Origin of the sequence: Mycobacterium sp. E3198, assembly GCF_001667015.1 — a bacterium.
Lineage (GTDB): Bacteria > Actinomycetota > Actinomycetes > Mycobacteriales > Mycobacteriaceae > Mycobacterium.
The window spans coordinates 1-1,951 of sequence record NZ_LZIS01000120.1 but is presented as its reverse complement, the minus strand read 5'-3'; the positions used below and the strand labels follow the sequence as shown (position 1 = coordinate 1,951).

At 64.7% G+C, this 1,951-nt stretch carries 4 protein-coding genes; 2 read left to right on the top strand and 2 right to left on the bottom strand.

The window, feature by feature from the left end:
* A partial coding sequence (locus A5673_RS13770) for a cutinase family protein (protein ID WP_156748190.1) occupies positions 1-276 on the top strand: 276 nt, incomplete at its 5' end.
* Here A5673_RS13770 and A5673_RS13765 read toward each other — a convergent pair.
* Complete coding sequence (locus A5673_RS13765) at positions 273-668, bottom strand: hypothetical protein (protein ID WP_156748188.1); 396 nt, start codon at positions 666-668, stop codon at positions 273-275. The two genes, A5673_RS13770 and A5673_RS13765, sit on opposite strands and share 4 nt — an antisense overlap.
* A 389-nt stretch (positions 669-1,057) precedes the next feature.
* On the opposite strand from A5673_RS13765, the gene A5673_RS13760 reads away from it, so the two are divergent.
* Positions 1,058-1,402, top strand: coding sequence for a hypothetical protein (locus A5673_RS13760; RefSeq protein ID WP_068232910.1), 345 nt, complete (start codon positions 1,058-1,060; stop codon positions 1,400-1,402).
* Positions 1,403-1,426: 24 nt separating this feature from the next.
* On the opposite strand, the gene A5673_RS13755 is transcribed toward A5673_RS13760, so the two are convergent.
* Complete coding sequence (locus tag A5673_RS13755; protein WP_068232905.1) at positions 1,427-1,858, bottom strand: Hsp20/alpha crystallin family protein; 432 nt, start codon at positions 1,856-1,858, stop codon at positions 1,427-1,429.
* Between the last annotated feature and the right edge of the window lie 93 nt (positions 1,859-1,951).

The following is a 1,951-nucleotide window of genomic DNA, read 5'->3' as shown; positions in this document are numbered from 1 at the left end:
GTGCTCGGCGGTTACTCGCTGGGCGCCGAGGTGGTTGACCGCGCGATGTGGGGCGGGCTGCCGCCGGGTATGGATCAACACATCGCGGCGGTCGCGTTGTTCGGCAACGGCACCCACGGGCTGGCCCCCGCGTTCGCCGGTAAGACGATCGACCAGTGCGCCGCCGGCGATCCCATCTGCGGAAGGGGGACGAATTGGCCGTCACACCTGCAGCCCTCGTACATCGGCTCCGGACTGGTGGATCAGGCCGCCGGCTTCGTCGCCGGGAGGCTCTAGGACGGGGTGACGGCGTTCAGCAGCTCCAGCTCGCGAGCCAGAACGTTGACCATGTGCCGGATCTGTTCGGATGACTGGCAGCTGGTGACGAAGAAGCGCAGCCGCGCTCGGCCTTTCGGCACCGCGGAACTGAGGACCGGGTCGGCATAGATGCCGTGCCGCACCAGAGTTTCCGACAACCGGAGCGCCGTGCTCGAGCTTCCGACGATGCAGGAGATCACGTTGGCGCCCTCGCCGTCGGCGGTGTCGATGCCTGCTTCGCGCGCCAGGCTCGTGAAGAGCGCAGCGTTATCGCGCAGCCGGCGCAGGTGTTCGACCAGAGCGGGGCGCCCGGTGGCGCGTTGTCTGGGCGCCGCAGGAGTGATCACATCCGGGCCGCGGGTGGTGTACATGTTGTGCTCCGTTTCCTTCATGGGGCACGGCCGGACGGGCCGCGTTCACGGGTAGGAGCGCCGAAAGCGTCTAATACAGACACTTTTTCCGAAACTTTCGAAAAGCCGGCGACCGTAGCGACGGTCGCGACCACACGCTGACCGAGTCGGGCGGTAACGGTGGATTTCGGCGAACCGCCTTTGTCTGTCACGGATCAACCGAAATAGCTGCGTCAATCCCCAACTCACACTGAGCACATATGTTTTCGAAGTTGACATCGCCGATGCGCCGAGTCGTAAACTATCGAAAACTTGGTCTCAGCTAACGAAAAAGTGTCGGCTCTCGATTAAAACGAAGCGGACTTTAGATTTCCTTGTCAAGCTCCATCCAACGGTTTAAGGGAGTCGGAATGAAGTTCACGCTTACCCGCCTTGGCGCTGCGATAGTGGGTTGTGCTGCGGCGTGTGTGTTTTCCACTGCGGTCGCCATCGCCGACCCGCCCGACCCGCACCAGCCGGACATGACGAAGGGCTTCTGCCCGGGGGGCCGATGGGGTTACGGCAACTTGGCCGTGTGCGACGGTGAAAAGTACCCCGACGGGTCGTTTTGGCACCAGTGGATGAAGACCTGGATCGTCGGCCCCCAGTTCTACTACGACTGCGTCGGCGGCGACGAACCTCTCCCCGGCCCGCCGCCGCCGGGGGGCTGCGACGGCGCGATTCCGCGCGACCAGCCTCCGCCGCCCCCAACCTGACGGCGCGGCGCGGCACACGCGAAATCACGCCCGAGTTTCGACCTCGATGCGTTTCGCAGCCGGCGCACCGTTGGGCACCGGCACCGAGATCGCCAAAATGCCCTTTTCGTAGGTGGCGCGGACGTCGTCGACGTCGGCTCCGGCGGGCAGCGGGACCGAGCGCGCGAAAGCTCCATAGCTGAATTCGGAACGGCCGTGGGATTCGACGGCCTGGCTGCGCACCGCCTTGATGGTGAGCATCCCGTCGTGCACGGTGATGTCGATGTCCTTCGCGGGGTCGACACCGGGAATCTCGGCGCGCACCTCGTAGCGGCCGCCGTCGAATTCATCCTCGACGCGCAGGAGGTTGCGGTCGAACAGCGGGCGCAGGCCGGCCAATAGGGGAGTGCCGCCAAAGAGGTCGGCGAGATCGGGGACCAGGGTTCTGGACTGACGCTGGGCTGGCAGAGTTGCCATGAATTCTCCTGAAATCGTTGCATCCCTTACGATTTCGATCGAACCACGGTGCCGCCGCCGATGCTAGAGCGCGCGCGTCGATGTTGCCAAGAG

Coding starts and splice junctions, on each gene's coding strand:
- A5673_RS13765 (WP_156748188.1), bottom strand. CDS start 668: ATGTACACCACCCGCGGCCCGGATGTGATCACTCCTGCGGCGCCCAGA.
- A5673_RS13760 (WP_068232910.1), top strand. CDS start 1,058: ATGAAGTTCACGCTTACCCGCCTTGGCGCTGCGATAGTGGGTTGTGCT.
- A5673_RS13755 (WP_068232905.1), bottom strand. CDS start 1,858: ATGGCAACTCTGCCAGCCCAGCGTCAGTCCAGAACCCTGGTCCCCGAT.